Annotated in this window: 31 protein-coding genes; 13 read left to right on the plus strand and 18 right to left on the minus strand. The window is 57.0% G+C overall.

Going from position 1 to position 24,436, the window contains the following annotated elements; translation table 11 throughout:
* The first annotated feature begins 51 nt into the window (after positions 1–51).
* A complete protein-coding gene (gene hemH, locus ACR0CZ_RS15650; RefSeq protein WP_170395328.1) occupies positions 52–1,101 on the plus strand; it encodes a ferrochelatase in 1,050 nt (349 codons plus the stop codon).
* A 76-nt stretch (positions 1,102–1,177) separates the two neighbouring features.
* On the opposite strand, the gene ACR0CZ_RS15655 is transcribed toward hemH, so the two are convergent.
* The gene (locus ACR0CZ_RS15655) at positions 1,178–1,360 is read right to left on the minus strand and encodes a hypothetical protein (protein WP_010442520.1); all 183 of its coding nucleotides are present in this window, start codon (positions 1,358–1,360) and stop codon (positions 1,178–1,180) included.
* 139 nt (positions 1,361–1,499) lie between these two features.
* On the minus strand, positions 1,500–2,099 hold the full coding sequence (locus ACR0CZ_RS15660) for a L,D-transpeptidase (RefSeq protein ID WP_170395325.1): 600 nt from the start codon (positions 2,097–2,099) through the stop codon (positions 1,500–1,502).
* Positions 2,100–2,268: 169 nt separating this feature from the next.
* Between ACR0CZ_RS15660 and dalA the strand changes: the two genes are divergently transcribed.
* Positions 2,269–2,784, plus strand: a complete 516-nt coding sequence (gene dalA / locus ACR0CZ_RS15665; protein WP_255611997.1) for a divisome-associated lipoprotein DalA — start codon at positions 2,269–2,271, stop codon at positions 2,782–2,784.
* Between the two features lie 71 nt (positions 2,785–2,855).
* On the opposite strand, the gene ACR0CZ_RS15670 is transcribed toward dalA, so the two are convergent.
* The 7 genes from ACR0CZ_RS15670 to ACR0CZ_RS15700 all read right to left on the minus strand — a co-directional run bounded on the left by ACR0CZ_RS15670 (position 2,856) and on the right by ACR0CZ_RS15700 (position 7,635).
* The gene (locus ACR0CZ_RS15670) at positions 2,856–3,320 is read right to left on the minus strand and encodes a PTS sugar transporter subunit IIA (RefSeq protein WP_170395318.1); all 465 of its coding nucleotides are present in this window, start codon (positions 3,318–3,320) and stop codon (positions 2,856–2,858) included.
* A 59-nt stretch (positions 3,321–3,379) separates the two neighbouring features.
* Positions 3,380–3,943, minus strand: a complete 564-nt coding sequence (gene hpf / locus ACR0CZ_RS15675) for a ribosome hibernation-promoting factor, HPF/YfiA family (protein WP_039541074.1) — start codon at positions 3,941–3,943, stop codon at positions 3,380–3,382.
* 252 nt (positions 3,944–4,195) lie between these two features.
* A complete protein-coding gene (gene lptB / locus ACR0CZ_RS15680) occupies positions 4,196–4,954 on the minus strand; it encodes an LPS export ABC transporter ATP-binding protein (protein ID WP_170395315.1) in 759 nt (252 codons plus the stop codon).
* Positions 4,954–5,445, minus strand: coding sequence for an LptA/OstA family protein (locus ACR0CZ_RS15685; protein ID WP_255611996.1), 492 nt, complete (start codon positions 5,443–5,445; stop codon positions 4,954–4,956). The genes lptB and ACR0CZ_RS15685 overlap by 1 nt, the downstream gene beginning before the upstream one ends.
* Before the next feature lie 3 nt (positions 5,446–5,448).
* Entirely contained in the window at positions 5,449–6,057 is a 609-nt protein-coding gene (locus ACR0CZ_RS15690; protein ID WP_170395312.1) for an LptA/OstA family protein, read from the minus strand.
* Positions 6,058–6,061: 4 nt separating this feature from the next.
* On the minus strand, positions 6,062–7,024 hold the full coding sequence (locus ACR0CZ_RS15695) for a KpsF/GutQ family sugar-phosphate isomerase (protein WP_170395309.1): 963 nt from the start codon (positions 7,022–7,024) through the stop codon (positions 6,062–6,064).
* A complete protein-coding gene (locus ACR0CZ_RS15700; protein WP_170395306.1) occupies positions 7,021–7,635 on the minus strand; it encodes a ribonuclease D in 615 nt (204 codons plus the stop codon). The genes ACR0CZ_RS15695 and ACR0CZ_RS15700 overlap by 4 nt, the downstream gene beginning before the upstream one ends.
* A 144-nt stretch (positions 7,636–7,779) precedes the next feature.
* Between ACR0CZ_RS15700 and ACR0CZ_RS15705 the strand changes: the two genes are divergently transcribed.
* The 7 genes from ACR0CZ_RS15705 to ACR0CZ_RS15735 all read left to right on the plus strand — a co-directional run bounded on the left by ACR0CZ_RS15705 (position 7,780) and on the right by ACR0CZ_RS15735 (position 14,657).
* On the plus strand, positions 7,780–9,099 hold the full coding sequence (locus tag ACR0CZ_RS15705; protein WP_480537189.1) for an MFS transporter: 1,320 nt from the start codon (positions 7,780–7,782) through the stop codon (positions 9,097–9,099).
* Between the two features lie 56 nt (positions 9,100–9,155).
* Entirely contained in the window at positions 9,156–9,584 is a 429-nt protein-coding gene (locus tag ACR0CZ_RS15710; protein WP_170395301.1) for an Lrp/AsnC family transcriptional regulator, read from the plus strand.
* A gap of 72 nt (positions 9,585–9,656) precedes the next feature.
* Positions 9,657–10,325, plus strand: coding sequence for a transglycosylase SLT domain-containing protein (locus tag ACR0CZ_RS15715; RefSeq protein ID WP_170465809.1), 669 nt, complete (start codon positions 9,657–9,659; stop codon positions 10,323–10,325).
* A gap of 9 nt (positions 10,326–10,334) precedes the next feature.
* Complete coding sequence (gene flhA, locus ACR0CZ_RS15720) at positions 10,335–12,422, plus strand: flagellar biosynthesis protein FlhA (RefSeq protein ID WP_170395296.1); 2,088 nt, start codon at positions 10,335–10,337, stop codon at positions 12,420–12,422.
* Positions 12,419–13,192: a flagellar biosynthetic protein FliR gene (locus ACR0CZ_RS15725; protein WP_170395294.1), complete on the plus strand. Its 774-nt coding sequence runs from the start codon at positions 12,419–12,421 to the stop codon at positions 13,190–13,192. The genes flhA and ACR0CZ_RS15725 overlap by 4 nt, the downstream gene beginning before the upstream one ends.
* The gene (gene flhB / locus ACR0CZ_RS15730; protein WP_480537190.1) at positions 13,189–14,274 is read left to right on the plus strand and encodes a flagellar type III secretion system protein FlhB; all 1,086 of its coding nucleotides are present in this window, start codon (positions 13,189–13,191) and stop codon (positions 14,272–14,274) included. The genes ACR0CZ_RS15725 and flhB overlap by 4 nt, the downstream gene beginning before the upstream one ends.
* Positions 14,275–14,285: 11 nt before the next feature.
* A complete protein-coding gene (locus tag ACR0CZ_RS15735) occupies positions 14,286–14,657 on the plus strand; it encodes a hypothetical protein (RefSeq protein ID WP_480537191.1) in 372 nt (123 codons plus the stop codon).
* An 11-nt stretch (positions 14,658–14,668) separates the two neighbouring features.
* Here the strand turns inward: ACR0CZ_RS15735 and ACR0CZ_RS15740 are convergent, their stop codons facing one another.
* Genes ACR0CZ_RS15740 through ACR0CZ_RS15780 form a run of 9 tightly spaced genes read right to left on the minus strand, consistent with a single transcriptional unit; the run spans position 14,669 to position 19,199 of the window.
* The gene (locus tag ACR0CZ_RS15740; RefSeq protein ID WP_170395285.1) at positions 14,669–15,163 is read right to left on the minus strand and encodes a flagellar basal body-associated FliL family protein; all 495 of its coding nucleotides are present in this window, start codon (positions 15,161–15,163) and stop codon (positions 14,669–14,671) included.
* Between the two features lie 11 nt (positions 15,164–15,174).
* Positions 15,175–15,906 carry a flagellar basal body L-ring protein FlgH gene (flgH, locus tag ACR0CZ_RS15745; protein WP_170395282.1) on the minus strand — a complete coding sequence of 244 codons (732 nt, stop codon included), beginning with the start codon at positions 15,904–15,906 and terminating at the stop codon, positions 15,175–15,177.
* Positions 15,906–16,319, minus strand: a complete 414-nt coding sequence (gene flgA / locus ACR0CZ_RS15750) for a flagellar basal body P-ring formation chaperone FlgA (protein ID WP_480537192.1) — start codon at positions 16,317–16,319, stop codon at positions 15,906–15,908. The genes flgH and flgA overlap by 1 nt, the downstream gene beginning before the upstream one ends.
* Positions 16,319–17,104 carry a flagellar basal-body rod protein FlgG gene (gene flgG, locus ACR0CZ_RS15755; RefSeq protein WP_170395277.1) on the minus strand — a complete coding sequence of 262 codons (786 nt, stop codon included), beginning with the start codon at positions 17,102–17,104 and terminating at the stop codon, positions 16,319–16,321. Before flgG ends, flgA begins: the two co-directional genes overlap by 1 nt.
* A 21-nt stretch (positions 17,105–17,125) precedes the next feature.
* A complete protein-coding gene (locus ACR0CZ_RS15760) occupies positions 17,126–17,836 on the minus strand; it encodes a flagellar hook-basal body complex protein (RefSeq protein ID WP_170395274.1) in 711 nt (236 codons plus the stop codon).
* Positions 17,836–18,108 carry a flagellar biosynthetic protein FliQ gene (locus ACR0CZ_RS15765; protein WP_170395271.1) on the minus strand — a complete coding sequence of 91 codons (273 nt, stop codon included), beginning with the start codon at positions 18,106–18,108 and terminating at the stop codon, positions 17,836–17,838. The genes ACR0CZ_RS15760 and ACR0CZ_RS15765 overlap by 1 nt, the downstream gene beginning before the upstream one ends.
* A 3-nt stretch (positions 18,109–18,111) precedes the next feature.
* Positions 18,112–18,402, minus strand: coding sequence for a flagellar hook-basal body complex protein FliE (gene fliE, locus ACR0CZ_RS15770; protein ID WP_170395268.1), 291 nt, complete (start codon positions 18,400–18,402; stop codon positions 18,112–18,114).
* A 12-nt stretch (positions 18,403–18,414) separates the two neighbouring features.
* Positions 18,415–18,801, minus strand: a complete 387-nt coding sequence (flgC, locus tag ACR0CZ_RS15775; protein ID WP_170395265.1) for a flagellar basal body rod protein FlgC — start codon at positions 18,799–18,801, stop codon at positions 18,415–18,417.
* A gap of 11 nt (positions 18,802–18,812) precedes the next feature.
* Positions 18,813–19,199, minus strand: coding sequence for a FlgB family protein (locus ACR0CZ_RS15780; protein WP_170396063.1), 387 nt, complete (start codon positions 19,197–19,199; stop codon positions 18,813–18,815).
* A 107-nt stretch (positions 19,200–19,306) separates the two neighbouring features.
* Here ACR0CZ_RS15780 and ACR0CZ_RS15785 point away from each other — a divergent pair, with 107 nt between their 5' ends.
* The 4 genes from ACR0CZ_RS15785 to flgK all read left to right on the plus strand — a co-directional run bounded on the left by ACR0CZ_RS15785 (position 19,307) and on the right by flgK (position 24,434).
* The gene (locus ACR0CZ_RS15785; RefSeq protein ID WP_480503087.1) at positions 19,307–20,632 is read left to right on the plus strand and encodes a FliI/YscN family ATPase; all 1,326 of its coding nucleotides are present in this window, start codon (positions 19,307–19,309) and stop codon (positions 20,630–20,632) included.
* Positions 20,633–20,715: 83 nt separating this feature from the next.
* Positions 20,716–21,555 carry a flagellar motor protein MotB gene (locus ACR0CZ_RS15790; protein ID WP_170395259.1) on the plus strand — a complete coding sequence of 280 codons (840 nt, stop codon included), beginning with the start codon at positions 20,716–20,718 and terminating at the stop codon, positions 21,553–21,555.
* A 98-nt stretch (positions 21,556–21,653) separates the two neighbouring features.
* The gene (locus ACR0CZ_RS15795; protein ID WP_480454508.1) at positions 21,654–22,949 is read left to right on the plus strand and encodes a flagellar hook protein FlgE; all 1,296 of its coding nucleotides are present in this window, start codon (positions 21,654–21,656) and stop codon (positions 22,947–22,949) included.
* A gap of 33 nt (positions 22,950–22,982) precedes the next feature.
* On the plus strand, positions 22,983–24,434 hold the full coding sequence (gene flgK, locus ACR0CZ_RS15800) for a flagellar hook-associated protein FlgK (RefSeq protein ID WP_170395253.1): 1,452 nt from the start codon (positions 22,983–22,985) through the stop codon (positions 24,432–24,434).
* Positions 24,435–24,436 lie beyond the last annotated feature (2 nt).

A 24,436-nucleotide genomic window follows, 5' to 3' on the forward strand; every position in this document is an offset into this window, starting at 1 on the left:
CGGCCTTTTCCCTATATCTCAGGCCAGACACCACAAATCAGGAAGCTTTCAATGTTTGATGCCACTCGTCCAACCCATGCCCCTGCAGACCATCCCAAGGTCAAGATGGGCCGCGTCGGCATCCTGCTGGCTAATCTGGGAACTCCAGATGACTACAGTTATTGGCCTATGCGGCGGTATCTGAACGAGTTCCTGTCGGACAAGCGCGTGATCGACTACCCGGCGTGGAAGTGGCAGCCGATTCTGCAAAGCATCATTCTGACCAAGCGGCCTTTCAGTTCGGGTGAGGCGTACAAGTCAATCTGGAATCACGATAAGGGCGAAAGCCCGTTGATGACGATCACCAAAGATCAGACTGCCAAGCTGCGCGCAGCGATGCAGCAGCGGTATGGCGATCGGGTGATGCTGGATTTTTGCATGCGCTACGGCAATCCTTCAACTCCGTCGAAGGTCCGGGAGATGGTAGAAGAAGGCTGTGATCGCATCCTGTTCTTCCCGCTCTACCCGCAATACGCCGGTGCCACGACTGCCACAGCAAATGATCAGTTCTTCCGCGCGTTGATGAAAGAGTCATGGCAGCCTGCCAGCCGAACTGTTCCGGCCTATTTCGACGAACCTGCCTATATCGATGCGTTGGCGAGCTCTGTCGAGCGCGCCTATGCAGATATGGAGACAAAACCGGATGTCTTGGTCTGCTCGTATCACGGGATGCCCCAGCGTTATTTGCAGCAAGGGGACCCCTACCACTGCCAATGCGTGAAAACATCAAGGCTACTGAAAGAGCGTCTGGGATGGACGGATGATCAGCTGATCTCGACCTTTCAATCGCGCTTTGGACCGGAAGAATGGCTGAAGCCCTACACCGTTGATCACGTGGCTGATCTGGCGCGTCAGGGTAAGAAGAACATCGCCGTCATCGCACCTGCCTTCTCTGCCGATTGCATTGAGACGCTGGAAGAGATCAACGAAGAGATCAAAGAGAGCTTCGAAGAGGCAGGTGGTGAATCGTTTACCTATATCCCTTGCCTTAACGACGATGATTCGCATATCGCCGCGCTGATTAAAGTGATCGAAGACAATCTGCGTGGTTGGTTAGACTAATCGCGCGCTTTCACCAGACACGAAAAAAGGCGGTGGTTTGCACCACCGCCTTTTAAGTGCATAAAGTCTCGTCGACTTAGCTTGCTGCAACAGCTGCGGCAACAACAACCAGCAGGATCAGCGGCAGGATGATGCCCTGCGACGAACCTTGGGTCTCTTCGACAACAACAGGTGCTTCAACAACCGGCTCTTCCAGGTTGCCAGCATATGCGGTCGAAGCAGCAGCGGTCAGAGCAGCAGCGAGAACGAGTTTCTTCATATTAACCTCCAGAATTTGCGCGATTCCCAATAGCGAAACCACGCATCTAAGACTTACCTCGTGAGTTTTTCTAATCAGCAATGCAGGCGGATTGCAATTGCAACTTGTCCCGCAAGCGGGTTCGTGCGCGAAAATGTCGTCAAATTAGCAACACTTGCGTGCCGACCTTGGCCATAGAAAACAGTTCGGCGATGTCATCGTTGAACAAGCCAATGCACCCGTTCGACGACCGGCGTCCAATTTTACGCGTATCGTGGGTGCCATGGATGCGATAATACTTCCAGCTCAGATATAAAGCGTGTGTTCCCAGCGGGTTATCGGGACCCGGCGGAATATAGTCCGGCCATTCAGGGTTGCGCTTCTTCATCGATGGCGTCGGTGACCAGCTTGGGCCTTCCACCTTGCGAATGACACTGGTGCGTCCGCGACGGGTCAATTCCTCGGTCAGAGGCACCGAAGAGGGGTACAGTTTGTATACGGATTGATCATCTGACCAATAATGCAGCGCTCTGGATACGGTATCCACCAGAATGGCGCCGTTTCTTGTGTTCGAAAAATAGGGCTGCCAGTCCAGCGCACGGAATCCCGACACATTGCGGCGTACCGGAGCTTCCGGTTCCGGGGCGGGGCGTAGCGGGTCGCCCGGAATATACTGAGCCAACGCAGGCGAGGCCAAGCTGGCGGTTGCACCGGCCAGGAATCCCCGGCGCGTCGATGTAAGAATATGTTTCTTGACCATGGAGATCGGTCCTCTGCTAACAGCAAATGCAAAATATAAGGCATTTTATGGCCAGAATGCTTCAGTCGCAAATCAAACCGGCAGAATCACGCAAGGTTGGGGCATTGTAGGTTTGCTCCGGGCGGTCAAGCAGGCTATTTCCCTTCTCGACACAATATTTAGGCCGATCATGACACGTATTCTTTCTCTACTAGCGATTTGTTTTGTCGCACTTGCGGCATGTACCGATTCGGGCACATCCGCTATTGGCGCCGATGGCAGGCCGCTGCCATCCGTGTACAAAATTCGCGGCAACCCTGAAAAGCTGCAGTTTAGAATGCTGGATTCGGTGAATGCCTTGCGGCAGGCATCTGGCTTGCAACAGGTCCAATTGAACTCGCAACTGAATGCAGCTGCCGCCACTCATGCGAAAGACATGGCGCGACAGAATCGGCCCTGGCATTTCGGTTCGGACGGTTCGTCTCCGTTGGATCGCGCGGCGCGCGCCGGTTACTTCGGTACATTCCTGGGTGAAGCGATCTCGGAAACCTTTGAGACCGAGACCGAAACGCTGGCCGCATGGATGCAGGAACCCGGTCCTCGTGCTGTGATCATGGACCCGCGCGCCACCCAGATGGGATTCGCCTGGCACCAAGAAGGCGGTGGCAAGATCTGGTGGACGCTGGAAATGGGATCCGGCGGCTGATCACGCCAGCTAAAGAAACAAAAAAATGCCCCCGACAAATCGGGGGCTTTTTTTGTTGATAAGTGGGCCAATCAGGCAGCTTGCATCGATTGCGCTTCAGTCAGAATGGCATATAGCTTTACCGGGTCAGGGTTGGCCCGCAGCTTGGCGCAGACCGATTGCTCGCGCAGCGTGCGCGAGACCAACGCCAGCGCCTTAAGGTGTTCAACCCCCGCCTCTTCTGGCGCAAACAGGGAAAACGCCAAATCAACCGGCTGACGGTCGACCGACCCGAAGTCGATGGGCTTTTCCAGCATGACAAACACGCCCGAAACCGATTCCAGTTCGGAAAGCCGTGCGTGCGGAAGTGCAACACCATGTCCAACACCAGTTGGGCCAAGGCTCTCCCTCTCAAGCAGGCTGTCTACGATCGTCTGAGCATCCAGCCCAAGCGTCGCGGCGCCCACATCGCCAATTTCCTGAAACAAACGCTTCTTGCTGGAAGCAGCGGACAGTACACGCACCGCTTCTGGCTTTAGAATGCTCGAAAGCTCCATCATTTTGCTCCTAAGCCGTGCCCCCGGCTATTCGGGGGCAGGCCGATTTGTCTTGCCTGTTACGGATCGATCCAACCGATATTGCCGTCCTCGCGGCGATAAACGACATTCAATCCGTCCTTGTTCTCATTTCGGAACACCAGTACCGGAGCACCAGCGAGTTCCATCTGCATGACGGCTTCACCAACACTGAGCGATGGGATCTTGGTTTCCATCTCAGCCACGATCATAGGCTGCAGCGATTCGGGTTCGTCTGCCGTCTCCGATTCGTCAGAGGCGAGGATATAAGAGGACGCGCCAAAGAGTTCAACCGGCTCGGACCGATCCTTATGGTGGTCTTTCAGGCGGCGCTTATAGCGTCGCAGTTGTGTCTCCATCTTGTCGCAGCAGCCTTCGAATGCCGCGTAAATCTCGGTCGCGTGCGCCTTGGCCTGTGCGGTCAGGCCGGTCGACAGATGCACGGTGGTTTCGCATACATATTCATGCGCCGAACGGGAAAAGACGACGTTGGCGTCTGTAGGCCGCTGGGCATATTTGCCCACGACCTCGCCCAGTTCGGTCTGCACATGGGTCTGCAGGGCCGCACCGATGTCGATCTGTTTTCCGCTGATTTGGTAACGCATGTGATCTCCTTCACAATTCACACCCATTCTGACGTCGCGTAACGCGACTGACTTGTTTTTATCGGGTGGGGGGTATCGGCATGTTCTGCGGTTGCCGTTGGCCCGGCCCTTCAACGAAGGGAGATCGAGATCCAGTTTGGAACCGAAGAAATGCCATATGCCAATTGAGCCAAGAGGTGAGGGAAGAGTCAATCAAAACAGGTGTGTATATACGTGATTTCCGTCATGCGTCAGGCGCATCTCCGCACAACCTTATGAAATACGGAAGTTTTCACCCAGATAGACCCGGCGAACATTTTCGTTTTCGACAACTTCGTCGGGCGTGCCTGACATCAAAACCTGGCCATCATGCAGGATATAGGCCCGATCCACAATCTCCAGCGTTTCCCGGACGTTATGATCCGTGATCAGTACTCCGATGCCACGCTTTTTCAGATCGGCCACTAGATGCCGGATATCACCGACACTGATCGGATCGACACCCGCAAATGGTTCGTCCAACAGCAGATATTTCGGATCGGCGGCCAGACAGCGCGCAATTTCGACCCGGCGGCGTTCCCCGCCGGACAATGCCAATGCAGGCGCTCGGCGCAGGTGTTCGATGGAAAAGTCCGATAGCAGCTCTTCCAGCCGCTCCTTGCGGCGATGGGCATGTTTAACCGTGATATCTAGAACCGAAGCGATGTTGTCTTCAACGCTCATCCCGCGGAAAATCGACATCTCCTGCGGCAGATATCCGATCCCCATCCGGGCACGACGATACATCGGCAGGGTCGTGACGCTCTGCCCATCAATCGTGACCGTGCCCGCTTCGGGGAAAACCAGACCCGCGACAGAATAAAAAGTGGTGGTCTTGCCCGATCCGTTCGGGCCTAGCAACGCTACGACCTCGGAGCGGTTCAATTCCATGGACACATCGCGAATGACGGTCTTCTTGCGATAAGACTTTCGTAGCTTTTCGATCTTCAGACCGGAAGAACCTTCAGCGATGGAGAGTTCGGGCCGGTTCATCAGTTGCCACCTTGTTGCAGAATGGTTTTGACACGCCCTGACATCGTCGCGGTTCCCGTGGTCAGATTTGCAATCATCTCGTCGCCGCTGATGATACTTGGGCCCTGCGTCAGCAACACGTTGCCCTTCATCTCAATCACGCCGGAATCGATGGTGTATTCTGCCCAATCGCCCTCGGCTGCGTCGGGCGGACTGACCAGAACCACGTTTTCGGTGGCCTCCATCCGTTCGATGGCTGAGCGTTCTTCGTTATAGATGACAAGAACCCGGTCTGCCGTCAGGCGCATCTCGCCCTGGATGACAATGACGTTGCCGATAAACTCGGCCGATCCATCTTCCTGATTCACGTTCAATGTCTCGGACGTCACCTCGACCGGCAGAGTCGGGTCGGCATTGACCGAGCCGAACGCCACCTGAGCCTCTTGTGCAGAAACAGGTGTGGCTCCGACAGCCACGGCTAGACACAAAAAGGCGACACGTAAATCGAACACAAGTTATCTTTCTGCTTTTTGCGGCTCATATATCAACTTCACGCCGCCTGTAAAAAGAATATGAACCGGACCGTCCTTTTTTTCGGTCCCAAACACCATTCTTCCGGCAGTAAAGTCGCCAATCGGACCGGTTCCGTCAATCTGTCCAGGGCTATCACCACGTATTTCATCCAGCGACGTATTCAACAGGTCGGTGGTGACCTGGATGCCGTCTCTGGTGGTGATGACCACATCCCCTGCAAACGTTGCAGTACCCTTGTCTGGCCTGATGATGCCTGTGTTGGATTCGAGTGTGATCTCGCCCCCATTGCTTAGTCCAAAGCGACCCTGCACTTCGGCTGCCGTCGGCGTGTCGCCATCGCCACCCTGACTGGCCCTTCGGGCTTCGACGCGGATTTCCTCGCCCTTGCGGGTGACACCTTTATAGTCGGGCCGCGTGACCACCTGATCTGTCAGCCGGTCGTCAATATCCTGATCACTGAACGGCACCGAGACATTGGTGTCGACGCTGCGAGAAAGAAGAAAGACAGAAGACAGCAACAAAATCGCCACAAGCGGTAGCAGCAACTTCAGGAACTGCACCCATCGGGAATGGCGATCAACTTCAGCCATCTTCCTAACCCAATCCTACACGCAGACAGTCATGTATGTGCAGCAGACCCAAGGCTGGGCCATTTGTGTCAGGATCAACCACAAAGAGTGACGTGATCTTGCGATCGTTCATGATTGCAACCGCCTCCTCCGCCATGGCACTTGGCGCAATGGTCATTGGGTTTTCGGTCATCACCTCTTCGGTGTTTTTGCTCAATAGCCCGTCCATGTTCCTGCGCAGGTCGCCATCGGTCACAATACCCAGCAAACGACCTGCCTGGTCAGTGACTCCCACAACACCAAAGCTCTTCTGACTCATGACCAGCAGCGCCTCGCTCATCGGGGTGCCAGCGGTCACCAAGGGCAAATCTTCATGCATCAGATCACGCACAGTAGACAGTTGCGCCCCCAACTTTCCACCGGGGTGGTAAGCGCGGAAATCTTCGGGTTTGAAATCCCGGTACTTCATCAGCGCAATCGCCAGCGCGTCGCCCATCGCAAGGGTCAGCGTCGTCGAAATTGAAGGCACCATCCCAAAGCCGCAGGCCTCTCCCAGTGACGGGATCAGCAGATGCACATCCGCCTGTTTCATCAAGGTGCTTTCCGGCTTGCTCGACAACCCGATCAGCGGAATTCCAAAGCGACGCGTAAAGGCCAGCAAGTTCGCCAGTTCCGGCGCTTCACCTGAGTTCGAGATCGCAAGGACCACATCGCCTTTCGAGACCATCCCTAAATCACCATGGCTGGCTTCGGCGGGATGGACAAAATAGGCGGGCGTGCCAGTGCTGGCCAGAGTCGCCGCGATCTTGTGGCCAATATGGCCGGATTTGCCGATACCACTGATAATGATGCGGCCAGTGGCCTGCAGGATCAGTTGCACGGCTTCGGCGAAATGCTCGTCCAAGCTTTCGGCAAGGACCTCCAATGCGCGGGCTTCGTCGGTAACGACCTGCCGGGCGGTTCTGAGGAATGCTTCGGTGTCAGTCATGAGTGCGCAAAAATATCGGTTTCGGGCCAGCCTGCGAGGTCAAGCTTCGCACGCATTGGCAGGAAGTCAAAACACGCCTGCGCCATTTCGGTGCGGCCTTCGCGGGCCAGACGTCCGTCCAGTGCATCCCGCAGTTGGTGCAGGTACAAAACATCCGATGCCGCATAGTCCAACTGGGCATCAGTCAGCGTTTCAGCGCCCCAATCGCTCATCTGCTGCTGCTTCGAGATATCGACGCCAATCAGTTCCTGACACAGGTTCTTAAGACCATGACGATCAGTATAGGTGCGCACCAACCGGCTGGCGATCTTGGTGCAATAGACCGGGGCGGCCAAAGCGCCGAAGGTGTGATACATCGCAGCAATATCGAAGCGGCCAAAGTGGAACAGCTTCAAAACATTCGGATTTTCCAGCATCGCACAGAGGTTCGGCGCCTGCGTCTGCCCAATCTCGACCTGAACGATATGGCTGTTGCCGTCCCCTCCTGACATCTGGATCACACACAGGCGATCTCGATGCGGGTTCAACCCCATGGTTTCACAGTCAATGGCCACGGTGGGGCCCAAATCCAACCCGTCCGGCAGGTCATTTTTATACAGATGGTTCGCCACGGAATTGTCCTTTGTGCGCTTTCGGCCCCGAGATAGGCGGTTTGGCCCGCAAACTCAACGCCGTCCTTGGAAAAGCGTCCCCTTGACCTTGTGGCCAACACTTGAACTATGGATCGGCGACACCGCGATTGAGAAATTCCGACAATGCTCAGCATCCTGAGAAACCGCACTTACAGACATCTGCTGGCCGCGCAGATCGTGGCGCTGACCGGAACCGGGCTGGCGACGGTTGCCTTGGGGCTGTTAGCCTTTGATCTGGCCGGAGAGGCCGCCGGGATGGTCCTTGGTACCGCTCTTACGATCAAAATGATCGCCTATGTCACCGTTGCCCCGCTTGCTGCTGCCTTTGCCGAGCGGCTGGATCGTCGCCGGATGCTGGTCGCACTGGATTTGGTGCGCGCTGTGGTTGCGCTCTGCCTGCCTTTCGTGTCCGAAATCTGGCAGGTCTACGTGCTGATCTTTGTGCTGCAATCCGCCTCAGCCGGATTTACACCCGCGTTTCAGGCCACCATCCCGGATGTGCTGACCAACGAACAGGACTATACCAAAGCCCTGTCCCTGTCGCGGCTGGCTTACGATCTGGAAAGCCTGCTGAGCCCGATGCTGGCCGCCACCTTGCTGCTGTTCGTCAGTTTCGACAGCCTGTTTCTGGGCACCTGTGTCGGTTTTGTCGCCTCGGCCCTGCTTGTGGTGTCTGCAACTTTGCCCTCACCCAAACCATCCCAGCCGCGTGGCATCTATGACCGCACAACGCGCGGCATTCGAATTTACCTTAAAACCCCGCGCCTGCGGGGCCTGCTGGCGCTGAGTTGGAGCGCGGCCGCGCTCAGTTCGATGGTCATCGTCAACACGGTCGTGATCGTGCGCGGCGATCTTGGTCTTTCTGAAAGCGCCGTTGCCATCGCGCTGGCCGGGTTCGGTGGCGGTTCGATGCTCGCGGCATTTGCACTGCCACGCCTTCTGGATCACATTCCAGAGCGTCGCGTCATGCTGGGTGGTGCATCATTGGCGACGGGCACCATGGCGGTGGCAGCGCTGCTATCTGTCACTCTGCCGATGACATTAGGTTTGCTGACAACGACATGGCTATTTATTGGTTTTGGGTATTCCAGCATGCTGACGCCTTCGGGCCGCCTACTGACCCGATCAGCCCACCCCGAAGATCGACCCGCCGTGTTTGCCGCACAGTTCACTCTGTCTCATGCTTGCTGGCTGGTGCTTTATCCCCTGGCCGGGTGGCTGATGACCCGCTTTGGCGTAACTGTGGCCATGGCCGGAATGGCGACCGCAGCGATTCTGGGTCTGGTTCTTGTGCTCATTGCCTGGCCACGGCGCGACGCCAATGCGGTGGTTCACGGCCATCCTGACCTCCCACAGGATCACCCCCACCTGTCTGGGCCGAAACCTCATGCGCATCCGATCATCATTGATGAACTGCATCCCCGTTATCCGCACCAGCCTTGAGCCCGAACACCAAACTACCCTAAACCGAGGCGAAGTTGCCTGAACCCGGAGCCGCAATGGACCAGCTTGACCGACGCATCATCGCCGCCTTACAGCACAATGCGCGCGACTCGACGACCCGCATTGCAACAACACTTGGCGTCGCGCGGACAACGGTGCATGAACGCATCAATCGAATGGAAGAGCGGGGCGTCATCGCTGGTTACTCGGTCGTCCTGCGCGAAACCGAAGATACGCCACGCGTTCAGATCATCGTTCTGCTTGAAGTGCAGCAGAAAGAAACCACACGGATCATCAAGCGGCTTGAAGCTTATCCCGAGGTCAAACTGTGTTTATCAATCAATGGCGAATTTGACCTGCTGCTTTCCGCCGAAGCGCCACGGATCGAAGACCTCGACATTCTGGTCGATGAACTTGCGCGCATCCCTGGCGTGTCGCGCACCAACACCAGCGTGGTCTTCGGTCGAAAGATTGATCGAAACTAAGGCACGCTAACTCTCTGTAAACAGGTAACTGGATAGCTTGGCCCGGACTGATCAGAATCCTGGACCGGCAGAATGCCAATTCAAAACCTCCTGATTGCGGCGCTTATGTTTTTTGCGCAGGACGCAGACGCGGCGGCAACGACAGCTCTTTGTGACCGCGCAGCGCAACGGGCTGCGCTGGCCGAAGACGTTCCGCTCGATGTTCTAAAGGCAATTGCCCGCGTTGAAACAGGCCGCACGCTGGACGGGGTTCTGGAACCCTGGCCATGGACCGTCAATCGTGAAGGACAGGGATATTGGTTTGCCTCCGAGGTTGAGGCAAAGTCTTACGTGTTCGACATCTTCAAATCCGGTGTACGCAGCTTTGACGTCGGTTGCTTTCAGATCAACTATCGCTGGCACGGAAAGGCTTTTCGCTCGATCGACGCGATGTTCGATCCGGATGAAAACGCAGTTTATGCGGCGCGGTTTCTGGCCCAGCTTTATGCGGAACTTGGATCATGGCCCGCCGCTGCCGGGGCTTACCACTCGCGCACGCAGCACCTCGCAGCCTCATATTCTGACCGTTTTCAGACGGTCCTGGCGCAGCTGGATGGCTCGGGCACAGCCCACGAACGCGATCCATTCACCGCATCTGCCAGCCCACTCATCCCGCTGAACGCTCACCCGGTCGGCCAGAACGCGCTGGGTTCACTGGTTCCCGAAACCTCTACAGCCACCGCCTTTATCGCTTTCAATTAGGAGCAGATAGTGCCCCGAATCGATCCCCGCACCTTGTTCTCTCCGACCATACTGCTGGCGCTGGCGCTGATGTCGGTCATCGTGATGATGATCCTGCCCATGCCAGCCTGGGTCCTGGATGTGGGGCTGGCGGCGTCCTTTGCGCTGGCGATCCTGATCTTCACATTGACGCTGTTCATCGAACGGCCACTGGATTTCTCATCCTTCCCGACGATCCTGCTGGCCTCGCTGATGCTGCGCTTGTCGCTGAACGTGTCTTCGACGAAGCTGATCATCGGTCAGGGGCATACTGGCACTAACGCCGCTGGCGATGTGATCGAAGGTTTCGCCCAGTTTGTCATGGGCGGCAGCATCTTTCTGGGCCTTGTGGTGTTTGGCGTTCTGCTGATCGTGAACTTCATGGTCATCACAAAGGGTGCAGCCCGCATGGCCGAAGTGGGTGCCCGGTTCGCGCTGGACGGGATGCCAGGCAAACAGTTGGCCATCGACAGTGACATGTCGGCTGGAGCCATCGATCACCAGCAAGCCAAAGAACGGCGCGAGCGCGAGCAGCAGGAAACCACCTTTTTTGGTTCGCTCGACGGCGCGTCGAAATTCGTCAAAGGCGATGCGATTGCCGGGTTGCTGATCACACTTCTCAACCTCGTGATGGGATTGGTCATGGGGGTCATCGTGCATGGGATGCCGGTATCGTCCGCCTTCGAAACCTATGCAATCCTGACCGTTGGGGACGGGTTGGTGTCGCAGATACCAGCAGTGATCATCTCGATTGCGTCCGCCTTGCTGTTGGCGCGTGGCGGTACGCAGGGTGCAACCGACAATGCGATCTTCTCGCAGCTTGGACGCCACCCGGCGGCGTTGGGCACCGTAGCGGTTCTGATGGTGCTGTTTGCCCTGGTGCCCGGCTTGCCGTTCTTACCGTTCATTCTTGGGGCCGGGGTGCTGGGCTATGCGGCTTATTCAGGCCTCAGAAAACGCAACGCCAGCGAGGCAGAAGCTCAGACCCCCGAGGCCGAGTCTGACACTCCGGTTTCACAGGCCATCGGTGATATCCTGGACCTCGACGACGTTCACTTGGAATTCGCCCCCGATCTGGTCAGCATGGTGCTGAACCCCGGTACCGGCCTTGACGCGCGGATCGCCAACATGCGGACCTATGTCGCCTCAAGCTTTGGGCTTATCCTGCCCGAAATTCGATTGACTGACCGCGCCGATCTTCCGACCGGAACTTATGTGATCAAAGTACAAGGGGTCGAACAGGCCCGTGGTGTTCTGAATTCTGAACTTGTGCTCGCGCTGGTACAGGACGGGCACGGCTTTCTACCTGATGGCACCGATGTGACCGAACCCGTCTACGGTGCCCCGGCGCGCTGGATATTGCCCAAGGACCAGGAGGTCGCCGCACTGAATGGGGCCACCATCGTCACCCCTCCTGAAATTCTGGCGACCCATCTGCTTGAGATCATCAAACAGAATTTCTCGCGCCTTTTGACCCTGAAATCCCTTCGCCGCCTGCTGTCCGAGATGACGCGACTTAGCGAACCGATCCGAGCTGAAGCCAACCGCAAAATGCTGGACGAATTGATCCCAGACAAGGTGCCGATCGACACACTGCATGCTGTTCTGCGGCTGTTGCTAGACGAACGAGTCTCGATCCGGAACATGGCGCTGATCCTTGAAAGCGTGGCTGAAGCACGATTGACCACCACCCAGCCCGAAGGGATCTGCGAACTGGTCCGCCAGCGGCTGGGCTTTCAACTGGTTGCCGACATGAAGCGCGAGGACGGCTCGATCCCTCTGATCCAACTCGCGCCGGAATGGGAGGACACATTTGCCACCTACCAGATCGACGCCGCGAACGCAGGTATCGACGTGGCACTACCGCCCAACCTGTTCAATAAGCTGGCCGATGGGGTTGTCGATAGCGTCGCAAAATCAGCAGATCACGGGTTGTTCCCGGCGGTCGTAACCACGACCCGCCGACGCAGATTGCTCAGGACCATTATGCACGCGCGCGGCGTCGCCAACCCCGTCCTGTCTTTTGAAGAGATCGGGCTTGAGGCGCGCCCCGCCTTGGTCGGAACGGTGCCCGCGTGATCTCAGTCCCGTCAGAGCTTTTGCCACATCTGGGGCAAAACCTGTGGCATCTGTTCGCCGTATTTCTTCGTGTGTCCGCATTGGTTTCGCTGCTACCGGCCTTTGGTGAACGCAGCGTCCCTGTGCGGGTCAAACTGGGCGTGGCAGTTGCTTTCACAATGATTGTCATTCCCGCCATACCCGCATCGGGTGTTATGCCGGGCTTTCACAAAATGATTGGATTAATCACCATCGAAGTCTTGATCGGTCTTATGCTCGGCATCGGGTTGCGCCTTTTTGTCCTTGCATTACAAACTGCAGGTTCAATCGCGGCGCAAGCGACATCCTTGTCTCAGATCCTGGGCGGAGCGGCCGCAGAACCTGTCCCGGCGATGGGGTATCTGCTGACGCTGGCCGGCTTGGCGCTGGCGGTATTGCTTGGCCTTCATATCCGTGCAGCGCAGTTCATGATCCACAGCTATATGCTGTTTCCGATGGGCGCGCTTCCAACTGCGCCTGATCTGTCGCAATGGGGCGTTGCGCAAGTCGCCCGCAGCTTTGGACTGGCCTTTGCGCTGGCGACGCCCTTTGTCATCGCATCGCTGATCTACAACCTCGCACTGGGCGTAATTAACCGCGCCATGCCGCAGCTCATGGTCGCTTTTGTCGGTGCCCCAGCAATCACTTTCGCAGGCCTTTTCCTGCTTTTCGCCGGGGCACCATTGATCCTGGCAACCTGGTCTGACGCTTTGTTCGCCTTTCTCCAAAATCCTCTGGGAGGGCTGAGATGAGCGCATCAGACGACAGTGATAAGTCATTTGAGGCGACCCCGCAAAAGCTGGAAAAAGCCCGAAAAAAAGGCGAGGTAGCGAAGTCCAATGATCTGTCGGTGGTGGCTGCATACATGGGACTGCTCGTCGCATTTTTGCTCACGGGGCAATTCACAGCAGAGCATCTGGGGGCTCTGTTCGTGGTCTTGATCGACCAATCAGATCAATTCGCAAGCTTGCTGACCGTCGGACCCGCGACATCCACCGTCGCTGGGATTCTGAGATCAACTATGGCACCAATCGCCGCGTTGTTTATCGTTCCGGCAGTCGCGGTGTTGCTCAGCCTGATCGCCCAGCGCGCACTGATCTTCGCGCCGGAAAAGCTGAAACCACGCGGTTCACGCATCTCGATCGTCTCAAACGCAAAGAACAAGTTTGGCAGGGGCGGGTTGTTCGAATTCGCCAAGAGCTTTGTTAAATTGTTGATCTATGGAACATGCGTGACCCTATTTTTACACGTCCACCTGCCAGAGATTCTGACAGCTAGTGCAGCCGCTCCGAGATCCTCAATTCTGTTGATGATGAACTTACTAAGCCAATTTCTGTTTATCGCCATAATGATCGCGCTGGCGATCGGCGTGATCGACTATCTGTGGCAACATGCCGAACACCTTCGCAAAAACAGAATGTCACGCAAAGAAATTCAAGATGAAACCAAGGATTCCGAGGGTGATCCGCACGTCAAACAGCAGCGTCGCCAACGCGCGCAGGACATAGCAACCAATCAGATGATGGTGGATATGCCCAAGGCCGATGTGGTGATCGTCAACCCGACGCATTATGCGGTGGCGCTGAAATGGTCGCGAGCAAGTGGCAGCGCACCGGTTTGCGTCGCCAAAGGGGTAGATGAAATCGCGGCAACAATCAGGGCCACGGCCGGAGACGCAGGCATTCCTATTCATTCCGATCCACCAACAGCACGCGCATTGCACGCGACCGTCGGGATCGGACAGGAAATTACCGAAGAATACTACCGACCCGTTGCAGCTGCTATTCGGTTTGCCGAATCCATGCGCAAACGAGCGAAGGGTCAGGTCGGATGACGCAAGATCGCATGGACAACCTTTTGACCGTCGCTGAAGCTGTTTATCAACGGGAACACCAAAAATTGCACCCTTTGTTGCAGCGCGAAGCCCAGTTGCTTCAGCAATTGACGCGTCTGGATTCTCAATTAGCCGAAGTAAAATCGACGAGTTCACAGTCGGATGGCTATCAGGTCACCGGCGCAGACCTGTTGTGGCACGGCTGGGAATCTTTGACACGGCGCAACCTGAACACCGAGTTGGCGCGCCTGCGATCACAAAAGCTTGCGGCAATGGAAGAATTGCGTGGGGCATTTGGGCGCAAACTGGCCGTTGCCGATCTGTCGCGCCGCCTACAAGAACACAAGCGACGCATGCGACAATCTAAAGCTCAGGAATCGTAACCCCAACCCGTTCAGGTATCCTGTCGGCTGACACTCATGATCAGAACTTGCGAGACATCTTCGCCCAGATCCTTTCTCGCAACCTCCAGCAACGCATTGCGCAATGCCGTCAGGTTGTCTGACCGCGTGAATGCGCCGTCAAACCCGCCGATATTGGCGTGATCAAACAGAACTTGCAGAAACCGGTCCCTTAATTTTGGTTCGATCTCATAAAACGCTTCGGCAATCCCCGGCCTCACCTCAAGGCTGAGGGAGATGGTGACGAGCGCCGATATCTCGTCCTCGGAAACCACGGGGACCACGAACTGTTTGGTGAGTTTCAGATACTCATGTGTTTCTGATTGATCATCTTTGCCGGGTTTAGTTTTGTTTTTCTTGTCTTCATTGGGTTTTTGCCCAGCCTCCGCAAGATCTTCAGCTTCCCCGGAAGGGGACAATAGGATCCGGGCGCCCGCACCGGCAGCCAGGCCGAAAACCAGAAAAACGATCGGTAGTAGTTTTCCCATCAGCGCAGCCCTCAGAAAGGTAGCAAGGTATCAAGTATCTGTTGTCCATAGCGTGGTTGCTGCACATCCGTGATCTGCCCGCGGCCACCATAAGACACCCGCGCTGACGCGATCTTGTCATAGGTGATTTCATTCTGGCGCGAGATATCTTCGGGGCGGACATAGCCCGAGACCAGCAGTTCCCGAAGTTCGAAATTCACCCGCAGTTCTTGCGATCCAGAAATCGAAAGCACACCGTTAGGCAGCACGTCGACGACCGTTGCCGCCACGCGCAAGGTCAGTTTCTCTTTGCGTTTGACCGATCCCTTCCCTTTGCTGACCGAAGCCGAGTCAATTGAAACGGCATCATCAAGTGAGGCGCCTTCCGGCAGGCGTTCACCCGCACGCTGCGGCAGGCCGAAGAGTTCCGGCACTGCAAGGCTTTCCGACCCCGCGCGCGATCGATTGGTATCGTTGGAAATTTCGGCCTTTTCATCCAGCTCGATCACGACCGTTAGAATGTCGCCTTTTTTCATCGCGCGCTGATCCCCAAGCAAGGAATGCTGACCGCCACTCCACAAAGAGGACTGGTCGACCGTTCGCTGCGGCTGGCTGTGCAGCGGAAGCCCGGGCCACAGCATGGCAACATGTTCGGGCGATTCCGTGTTTGGTGTCAGGCTGGGCGGCTTGCCAAGGTGGTCCAATCGTCCACACGCCGCAACACTCAGAACGACAAATAGCAGGGGTTTCGAAAGGCTCGGCATCATTTAACCTCAATTTGTCCATCGGGACGGATTACGCCCGTTACTGTTGTGCGAGACGCCAGATTCATGACACGGATACGCTCGCCTGCTGCGCCCCGGCCCAACGCGCGGCCTTCGGCAGTGATCGATAGCGCGACGTGATCGAACACCAGCGTCACCAGATCGTTTCGGTCCACGATCGCAGGCGGACCGACATCGGCAAGGCGGATTGGCCGACCTGGATAAAGCGCAACACGTGCCTCCTGACCGATAAGATCTTCTGGCCTACGAACCGCCCCATTGACCTCAGTGGTTTTGATTTCGAGGTCGGATGAGACAATGACCTCTTTGGCGCGGATCGTGCGGGTCGGCACAACGATCTCGGCCAAGCTTGGCATCGGCATCATGCATAGTATGAAGGTTAACAGGCGCATCACCGCACCTGCGTGGTTGCGCCCATCATCTGGTCGACGGCGGAAATAACTTTGGCGTTCATTTCATAACCACGCTGCGCTTCGATCAGTTCCGTGACCTCGCGCACCGCATCGACTGAGCTGTCCTCAAGATAGCCCTGCCGCAATGTGCCCAGCCCATCTTCGCCCGGGGTGCCGACCACCGGTGCACCCGAGGCTTCGGTTTCCTTGAAGAGGTTGCTACCAATCGCCTCAAGACCCTTGGCGTTCGAGAAGCTGGCCAGCGTAAACTCGCCCAGCAACTGCCCCTCGGCCGTATCATCGAAATAGGCATAGACCTCACCCGCCGCATTGATCGAGATCGATCTGGCATCGTCTGGAATGGTAATTTCAGGGGCAACGGCAAAGCCATCAGAAGTTACGATCAGACCTTCGGCCGAACGTTTCAGGCTTCCGTCTCGGGTAAAGGCGGATTGGCCATTCGGCATGGTGACTTCAAGGTAACCTCGCCCTTCAATGGCGACATCCAGATCACTGCCCGTTGCCGAGAGCCCACCCTGTTCCAGCTGTACGGTGACGGCGGCAGGGCGCACGCCCAACCCCAGCTGAATACCTGTCGGAAGGACCGTTCCATCCGAGGCATTGACCGCCCCGGCGCGCGCCATCTGTTGATAGTGCAGATCGGCAAACTCGGCCCGGCGGGTGTTGTAGCCGGTTGTATTCATATTCGCGAGGTTGTTTGAAATTGTCTCAACCCGCATCTGCTGTGCGGTCATGCCCGTAGCCGCGATCTTCAATGCTCGCATGTCGTATTCTCCTTCCGGTAATCAGCGCATCAATGCCTTAAGCGCCCCGCGAACCCGTTCGTCTTCGGCCTCAAGAAAACTCTGCCCGAGCTCGTAGGCCCGCTGAATTTCAATCATCCGGGTCACCTGACCAATGGCATTGACATTCGATCCTTCGAGAAACCGATGCAGCACGACCGGCTCGTCCACCGGGTCCACCTGCCCGCCTGCACGGAAATGTGTGCTTCCTTCGCGCACCAGGTTTTCGGGATCGGCGACCTTGTAGACACCGATCTGGCTCAGAAGTTGTCCATCGACGCTCATCGTGCCGTCGCTGCCAACATCGATCGTTGCGGCGTCGGGCGGGACAAAGACCGACGCGCCATTGCTGTCCAGAACCCGGTGCCCGTCCATCGTCACCAGATCGCCCTCAGCATTGGGTGAGAAACTGCCGGAACGCGTCAGGCGGTTCCCAGCGGGCGTTTCGATCATAAAGAACCCGTCCCCTTCGATGGCAAAGTCGAAGGACCCGCCTGTCTCGGTCAGCACACCTTGTTGCAGAGAAGTGTTTCGAACCTGCGCACGGCTGAGCGATAGTGAAGGATTGCCCGGCATATCCCGGACGAATTCGGAGAACACCAACCCCTGCTGACGATACCCGGTCGTGTTGGCATTGGCGATATTGTTGGCCACCATTCGCATCTCATCCATGAGACCGGATTGGCGGGACAAGGTGACATAAGCGGTGTCCATTAGCGACCTCCGGCAATAAGCGGGACCAATGTCCCGGTAAAAAACGTAACAAGGGTCTGGGTCATGAAGCCCATCGACATCCAGAACACGACCACGATTGCAATCAGCTTAGGCACGAAGGTCAGGGTCATCTCCTGAACCGAGGTCAAGGCCTGAAACAAACCAACTGTAAGGCCCGAGATCAGCGCCACCGCCAGGATCGGAACCGACGTGATGACTGCAACCCAAAGCGCCTGGCGCACGATGTCGTAGAACAGACCTTCGCTCAGCATCGTTCAGACCGGCATCCGCAAGATTTCCTGATAGGCTTCAACGACTTTGTTCCGAACAATCACAGCCGTTTCCACTGCCAACTCTGTCTGCGCCAGCGCCTGAACCAAAGCGTGCGGATCGGCCTGCCCAACCATCGAAGATTGCGTGACTTGCTCGCTGTGTTTCAGCGTCGCCACGAAATCCTGAAACGAGGATCGCAGCCCTTGCGCTGTCCCCTGATGTTCGGGGTCGGCCTGCGTTGCAGGGCGCGCACCCGTATAGTTCTGTGCGGCGGTAAGTGAGCGAACATCCATTCTGGTATTCCTTTATTTTCGGAGTAGATCCATCAGACTTGATGACATCTGCCGGGTCTGGTCGAACATCTTGAGGTTGGCTTCGTAGCTGCGCTGCGCCTCTCGGGCGTCTGCTATTTCGATCATCAGATCGACATTTGATCCTCTGTAATGGCCAGTCTCATCAGCCATAGGGTGGCCAGGATCATAAATTCGGCTCAGGTCGCGACGATCGAGTTTGACGCGCCCCGCCTGAACCATCTCTTTTCCGTCCCGTTCGACTGTCTCAAACGGGACCGTCTTACGCCGGTATCCCGGCGTATCGGCGTTCGAGATGTTCTCGGACACATGACGCAACCGCGCTGCTTGTGCACGCAGTGCGCTAGCCGACGCGTCCAACGAGTAGGAAAAATCGCTCATCGTGAAACCCCCTATGCCCGGCCCAGACTCGTGCGCAGCACACCGATTGAAGACTTGTAGATCGCTAATGCCCGGTCATGTTGTCGCTTAACCTCGACAGCTTTCAGCATCTCTTCTTCCAATGAAACACCATTGCCATTCGGATCGCTCGAAGCCGCGACCGTGAATTCAGCCCAAGGCTGAGCGCGCACATCACCATTCAGATGACCCGTCCGAGTCGCGGTCATCGCGACCTCTTGGCTCGTGTTTTCAAACGCTGTCTGGAATGCTTCAATATCGCGGGGCTTGTATCCCGGCGTATCCGCGTTGGCCATGTTGCGCGCAACAACCGCTTGCCGTTGTCCGGCATGGGTTGCCATTGCGTAGGCAGTCTTAAAGACGTTCAGGTCATTGAACATCGGGGCTTCTCCCTCGATCAATTTCAATCAAGGCTTAACCCCGATTCCTTTAGAAACCGTTTTCAACAAATCTATTTGGAGGACCTGCGATGGCCGATCTCGATCCGATGCGTCTGAAATGCGAATTCGATAGGATGTCGGCGGTACACCATATCGGGCGTGTGACCGGTGTTGCGCGCGGCGTGGTTGAAATTGATGGTCTGACCGCCCAAGCCCGGATCGGGGATCATCTGACGCTGCGCCGACAAAAAGGCCCGGACCTGCCGGGCGAGGTCCTGCATGTCGAATCAGGCGCGATCCATATGCTGCCAGCCTCCGCACCCGATGGCGTAAGCCTGGGGGATCAGGTCTCTCTCGACCTGATGCCTGCCTTTGCGCCCGGAATGCATTGGCTTGGGCGGGTGATCGATCCGTTTGGCAAACCTCTGGACGGCAAGCCCCTGCTGCCTGGCACGCTTAAACGTGACCTTATGCAGGCCCCGCCAACTGCGGTATCGCGCAAGCCGCTGGGCGGTCGTATGGAAACCGGGTTGGCCATCCTCAACACGATGCTGCCCATTGTCCAGGGTCAGCGAATCGGCCTGTTCGCTGGTTCAGGCGTTGGCAAATCGACACTTCTGGCGACGCTTGCCCGCTCCGTCCAGGCGGATGCTGTGGTCGTTGCATTGGTGGGCGAACGCGGGCGCGAAGTGAATGAGTTTGTCGAGAACGCCCTGGGTGCCGAAGGTCTGAAACGATCCGTCGTCGTGGCCGCAACCTCGGATCAATCGGCCCTGATACGCAGACGGTGCGCATGGTCGGCCATGTCGGTGGCGGAATACCTGCGGGATCAAGGGTTAAACGTTCTGTTTCTGGCCGATTCAGTTACTCGTTTTGCCGAAGCGCATCGCGAGATTGCCGCCGCAATGGGTGAGGCCCCATCGCTACGTGGCTACCCGCCATCGGTCACGCCGCTGATTGCAAACCTGTGCGAACGGGCGGGTCCCGGAACTGCCGATCAAGGTGACATCACCGCAGTCTTCAGTGTTCTTGTCGCGGGTTCTGACATGGACGAGCCCATTGCGGACATTCTGCGCGGCGTCTTGGACGGACATGTCGTGCTGAGCCGAGACATCGCCGAACGCGGGCGCTTCCCAGCGATTGACCTCAGCCGATCCGTATCACGCAGCCTACCAGGTGCGGCGACCGCAGATGAGAACCAGTTGATTACAGAAACCCGCAAGCTGGTCGGCAGTTATGAGCAATCTGAGGTGATGATCAAAGCCGGTCTCTATGCCGAAGGAACAGATCCTTTGTTGGATCGCGCCGTCCGGGTCCACGAAGAGCTAGATAGCTTTTTTGCGAAGGCCGATCCCGATGGTATCGAAAACAGCTTTAATCGATTATCTCTGATTTTAAGGCGCGCTGGTGTAAACCCGGTGTCGCAGTCTTAGAATTCAGAACAGTTTTAAGTGTTAAGCCCACCTTAACACCTGCCCTGCTAGGCCAGTAAGCGGGTGAATAGAAGGTGGTGGAGATGGGTGCGCAATCCAATGCGGCGCCAATCATCATCAAGAAGAAACGTGTATCGGGTCGCGATGCTCACCACGGTGGTGCGTGGAAGGTCGCGTATGCGGACTTTGTCACTGCCATGATGGCGTTCTTCATGTTGATGTGGCTGCTGAATGCAACAACCGAGACGCAACGCAAGGGTCTGGCGGATTATTTTTCGCCCACGATTCCGGTCAATCCGGTCTCGGGCGGCGGCGATGGTGCCTTCGGCGGTGACAACATGTTTTCGGAAAAAACCATGGTTATGGATGGATCAGGTGCCAGCAATCGGAACCCCACCGAGGCGAAACAGGCGCGCGGATCAACCGGCGTGGATGCGAAAGGCGGCGGTAAGGGTGCGTTCGAAGATTTCTCGTCGCTCGAGGCGCAGTTGCTGGGGCGCGCTGGGGAAAGCCTGGTGTCCGATAAGATGCGCAAGCACATCGTGACCCGCGTCACCGACGAAGGGCTGGTGGTCGAGCTGTTCGCCACTGAGGATCAACCGTTGTTCGAATCGGGGACAGACACGCCAACCCAAATGATGCGCGCGCTGACACTTTTGGTAGCGCGGTCTTCTGATCTGGTGACAAACGCAATCGCGGTCGAAGGGCATGTGCGGTCTGCGCCCGTCGTGTTGGCGAATAACCCGGTCTGGGATCTGTCGACCGCGCGGGCGCAAAGCACCCGCCAACTGCTGCAGAACAAAGGCATTCAGCCACAGCGGTTGGACCGCGTGACTGGGCACGCGGACCGAGAGCTTTCGGATAAAAACCCCATGGCGATACGCAATAATCGGATTGAGATCATCTTTTTACGCAACCCTTAAGGGGTAAAGGATAGACAGCATTTTAGCTGTTAGCCGGCTGTTAAGGGCCAGTGCGGTACGTGTTGCATCAACGAATGACGCAACAAAAGGGCGTACCGATGACCATATCCTCTTCGCTGAATGCCGGTGTGGCAGCGTTGAAGGCCAACGCCAACAGGCTGGCCACGATCTCTGACAACATCGCCAATTCATCGACATTTGGCTATAAAAGAGTCGAGACCGACTTTCACTCCATGGTCACGTCTGGTCAGGGCGGCAGCTATTCGGCAGGCGGGGTCAGAACCACCAGCCAACGCCTGATAGATCAGCGCGGATCGTTGGTAACCACCAACAACTCAACCGATCTGGCCGTGCGCGGAAGGGGTATGCTACCGGTTCGTCCCAGTTCGCAGATCGCGTCAGGTTCAAATGAGATGCTGCTGACCACGACAGGCTCATTCCGCACCAATGAGGAGGGGTATCTGGTCACACAATCCGGCCTTGTACTTCTTGGCTGGCGTGCCAATCCAGATGGCTCGATCCCCAGCGTCCCGAGGGATACGCCCGCCGCTCTGGAACCCATTCAGCTAAGCGTCAATCAGCTTTCGGGCGCCCCCACAACATCCATGAACCTGCGGATGAACCTGCCTGCAACAGCGACCGACGCCGGTGCTCCGGGTGACACGCAGCCCTTGTCGGTCGAGTATTTTGACAATTTGGGCAAGTCTGAAAGCGTCGATATCGAATTGATCCCCACCGTTCCTGCGACCGGCAGCAGCAATGAATGGACCATGACATTGCGCGATTCAGCCTTGGGCGGCGCTGTCATCGGAGAATATACCCTGACCTTCACCGATAGCCGCACAGCCGGTGGTACACTAGCCAGCGTCACCGCCGTGACCGGCGGTGCCTATGACCCGGCGAACGGCAGCGTTGTCGTCAACGTCGCCGGCGGACCGATGGAGATCAACATCGGCCAGATCGGCGATGCGGACGGCATTACACAGCTTTCCGATACCTTTGCTCCGGTTTCGATCACACGCGATGGTTCGGCCGTTGGCACGATGACAAGCGTACAGGTTGATGAGAACGGCTATGTCTATGCTTTCTATGATACTGGGGTCAGCCGCCGGATGTTCCAGATTCCACTGGCCGATGTGCCGAATCCAAACGGTCTGACGGCGTTGGACAGTCAGACCTATGCCCCCTCGCGCGACAGCGGCACCTTTTTCTTATGGAACGCGGGTGAAGGTCCGACAGGAGATCTTGTTTCTTTTGCACGCGAGGAATCGACCACCGATGTCGCCACCGAGTTGACCTCAATGATCCAGACCCAGCGGGCCTATTCCTCAAGCGCCAAGGTCATTCAGACTGTGGATGAGATGCTGCAGGAAACCACCAATATCAAACGCTGATCTGATGATTGATCAACGAAAGGGATGCGTCCGATGAATATGTCGACAGCACTGAACAACGCTCTGGGCGGGCTGAGCGCAGCCAGCCGTGGTGCGGCGGTGGTTTCAGGAAACATCGCCAACGCCTTGACCCCGGGATATGCTCGCAGATCGCTTGAACTGGCGACCAGCGCAGTTTCTGGTAATGGCGTTCGTGTCGTTGGTATCACTCGGCACCAGGATCCGGTACTGATCGCAAACCGCCGTGCGACCGATGCAGACCTGATGGCAGCCAAAACCGTGGCGCAATTTCATTCAAGTTACGAGAAACTGTTGGGGGCAGCCGACGATGCCACTTCGATCTCGGCCAGACTGGCCCAATTCGAAAGCAGCCTGATTACAGCTGCAAGCCTGCCCGGCTCAGCCCAACGGCTGGATCAGGCCGCCCGTGCAGGCGGTACATTGAGCACAGCGCTCAATACAGCGTCCGAAGGGGTGCGGCAAATGCGATCCGATGCGGATCGCACGATAGGCAAACAGGTCGATACGCTGAATCAGACTCTGAAAGACATCGAGAAACTGAATGCTCGTATCCCCGCTGTCCGCAATTCGGGCGGTGATATTGGCGCGCTGTTGGATCATCGTCAGATTCTGGTCGATCAAGTCAACGAGTTGGTGCCTGTCAACGCGATCGCGCGCGATAATGATCAGATTTCCCTTTATTCCGATGGCGGGTTGATCCTGCTGGAAGGAACCGCGGCCGAGTTTTCGTTCTCGACCACAGGCGATACCATGCCGCATATGACCGTTGGCAACGGGTTGTTGTCCGGGCTCGAGATCAACGGCCGACCCGTTCGCGTGAGCGGAGAGTTCGCCCAAATCCGAGGCGGCGCATTGATGGCCCAGTTCTCGGTCCGCGACGAACTGACCGTCGAAGCGCAAGCCGATCTGGACGCCGTCGCCCGCGACCTGATCGAGCGCTTTGAAACCACCGGGTTGGACCCGACCGCTGCCGCGACCGATCCGGGCGTCTTCACGGATGACGGCAGCCGCTTTGATCCGGTTTCTGAAACCGGTCTTGCGTCGCGCATCTCACTAAATGTTGTGGTCGACCCGGATGCAGGGGGTGACAGCTGGAGATTACGCGCGGGTCTGGGGGCATTGATCCCCGGTGCGCCGGGTGATGCCAGCCAGTTGCAAGCTTTTGGGGCCGTTCTGACCGACTCGCGCCCGGCCCCCAGCGTGGGGTTTGGGACAGGCACGATGCGCGCGGCCGAGATCGCCGAGGCGTTGCTTTCCAAAGCCGGGGCAAACGCACACACAGCTGACCAGCGCAGCAGTTTTGCAGCAAACGCGCAGCTGGAGATGCAAAAAGTCGTCGCGGAGCAAGGTGTTGACAGTGACGCGGAACTGCAGCGCTTGATGCAGATCGAGCAAGCCTATGCCGCAAACGCACGCATCGTCGCTGTCGTGGATGAACTGATGGATACCCTGTTGAGGTTATGAAC

The organism is Ruegeria sp. H9 (genome assembly GCF_056532915.1).

Coding starts and splice junctions, on each gene's coding strand:
- ACR0CZ_RS15735 (WP_480537191.1), top strand. CDS start 14,286: ATGGACAACCTTTTGACCGTCGCTGAAGCTGTTTATCAACGGGAACAC.
- lptB (WP_170395315.1), bottom strand. CDS start 4,954: ATGAACCGGCCCGAACTCTCCATCGCTGAAGGTTCTTCCGGTCTGAAG.
- hemH (WP_170395328.1), top strand. CDS start 52: ATGTTTGATGCCACTCGTCCAACCCATGCCCCTGCAGACCATCCCAAG.
- ACR0CZ_RS15790 (WP_170395259.1), top strand. CDS start 20,716: ATGGGTGCGCAATCCAATGCGGCGCCAATCATCATCAAGAAGAAACGT.
- ACR0CZ_RS15715 (WP_170465809.1), top strand. CDS start 9,657: ATGCCAATTCAAAACCTCCTGATTGCGGCGCTTATGTTTTTTGCGCAG.
- ACR0CZ_RS15655 (WP_010442520.1), bottom strand. CDS start 1,360: ATGAAGAAACTCGTTCTCGCTGCTGCTCTGACCGCTGCTGCTTCGACC.
- ACR0CZ_RS15740 (WP_170395285.1), bottom strand. CDS start 15,163: ATGGGAAAACTACTACCGATCGTTTTTCTGGTTTTCGGCCTGGCTGCC.
- ACR0CZ_RS15705 (WP_480537189.1), top strand. CDS start 7,780: ATGCTCAGCATCCTGAGAAACCGCACTTACAGACATCTGCTGGCCGCG.
- fliE (WP_170395268.1), bottom strand. CDS start 18,402: ATGGATGTTCGCTCACTTACCGCCGCACAGAACTATACGGGTGCGCGC.
- ACR0CZ_RS15695 (WP_170395309.1), bottom strand. CDS start 7,024: ATGACTGACACCGAAGCATTCCTCAGAACCGCCCGGCAGGTCGTTACC.
- ACR0CZ_RS15670 (WP_170395318.1), bottom strand. CDS start 3,320: ATGGAGCTTTCGAGCATTCTAAAGCCAGAAGCGGTGCGTGTACTGTCC.
- ACR0CZ_RS15765 (WP_170395271.1), bottom strand. CDS start 18,108: ATGCTGAGCGAAGGTCTGTTCTACGACATCGTGCGCCAGGCGCTTTGG.
- flgA (WP_480537192.1), bottom strand. CDS start 16,319: ATGCGCCTGTTAACCTTCATACTATGCATGATGCCGATGCCAAGCTTG.
- ACR0CZ_RS15660 (WP_170395325.1), bottom strand. CDS start 2,099: ATGGTCAAGAAACATATTCTTACATCGACGCGCCGGGGATTCCTGGCC.
- ACR0CZ_RS15795 (WP_480454508.1), top strand. CDS start 21,654: ATGACCATATCCTCTTCGCTGAATGCCGGTGTGGCAGCGTTGAAGGCC.
- ACR0CZ_RS15780 (WP_170396063.1), bottom strand. CDS start 19,199: ATGTTCAATGACCTGAACGTCTTTAAGACTGCCTACGCAATGGCAACC.
- flgH (WP_170395282.1), bottom strand. CDS start 15,906: ATGCCGAGCCTTTCGAAACCCCTGCTATTTGTCGTTCTGAGTGTTGCG.
- ACR0CZ_RS15785 (WP_480503087.1), top strand. CDS start 19,307: ATGCGTCTGAAATGCGAATTCGATAGGATGTCGGCGGTACACCATATC.
- dalA (WP_255611997.1), top strand. CDS start 2,269: ATGACACGTATTCTTTCTCTACTAGCGATTTGTTTTGTCGCACTTGCG.
- flgK (WP_170395253.1), top strand. CDS start 22,983: ATGAATATGTCGACAGCACTGAACAACGCTCTGGGCGGGCTGAGCGCA.
- flhB (WP_480537190.1), top strand. CDS start 13,189: ATGAGCGCATCAGACGACAGTGATAAGTCATTTGAGGCGACCCCGCAA.
- ACR0CZ_RS15760 (WP_170395274.1), bottom strand. CDS start 17,836: ATGGACACCGCTTATGTCACCTTGTCCCGCCAATCCGGTCTCATGGAT.
- flgG (WP_170395277.1), bottom strand. CDS start 17,104: ATGCGAGCATTGAAGATCGCGGCTACGGGCATGACCGCACAGCAGATG.
- flgC (WP_170395265.1), bottom strand. CDS start 18,801: ATGAGCGATTTTTCCTACTCGTTGGACGCGTCGGCTAGCGCACTGCGT.
- hpf (WP_039541074.1), bottom strand. CDS start 3,943: ATGCGTTACCAAATCAGCGGAAAACAGATCGACATCGGTGCGGCCCTG.
- ACR0CZ_RS15690 (WP_170395312.1), bottom strand. CDS start 6,057: ATGGCTGAAGTTGATCGCCATTCCCGATGGGTGCAGTTCCTGAAGTTG.
- ACR0CZ_RS15710 (WP_170395301.1), top strand. CDS start 9,156: ATGGACCAGCTTGACCGACGCATCATCGCCGCCTTACAGCACAATGCG.